Raw genomic sequence first — 597 nt, forward strand, 5'->3', positions numbered from 1 at the left:
CCGAGCGGGAGCCGGCCACAATGGAGCCGGCCAGACCATTTTCCCGGGCGGCAGCGGCNAAGGAGCCNCCGATCAAGCCCAGGCCGATGATGGCGATGCGATTGAAGAGTGGNTCAGACANTCGAGCGCCCACCTTCCTCTGTAGGAGCGCCGTTCAGGGCGCGAACCTGCTTGCGATAGGCCGTGCCAAGTACGGTTCGCGCCCTGAACGGCGCTCCTACAGGGGCAAACACCAACGGCTTGACGTTACTCATCCGCCATATCCCGCAGCACATGTTTGAGCGCATCCAGAAAGCGTTCATTTTCGCGGCTGGTGCCCACGGTCACGCGCAAATGGTTGGGCATGCCGTAGCCACCCAGCGGACGCACGATCACCCCCTGCCTCAACAAGCCTTCATAGACCGGCATGGCGTCACGGCCACAATCAAAAGCAATGAAGTTGGCCACGGAGGGAATCTGCTCAAGATGCAGTTTCTGCAGGCCTTCGGCGATCTGCACCAGGCCAGCGGTGTTTTCACTGCGGGAGTTCTCGATGTGATCGTCATCCTGAAGGGCCGCTTCCGCCGCCACCTGGGCCGGCGTATTCACATTGAACGG

Annotated in this window: 1 protein-coding gene; it reads right to left on the bottom strand. The window is 61.4% G+C overall.

The features are described 5' to 3' along the window. Nucleotides 1-246: 246 nt before the first annotated feature. The coding region (locus A3754_RS03600) for an aminotransferase class I/II-fold pyridoxal phosphate-dependent enzyme (RefSeq protein WP_156496751.1) at nt 247-597 on the bottom strand (351 nt) is incomplete at its 5' end.

This window comes from Alcanivorax sp. HI0083 (assembly GCF_001635175.1).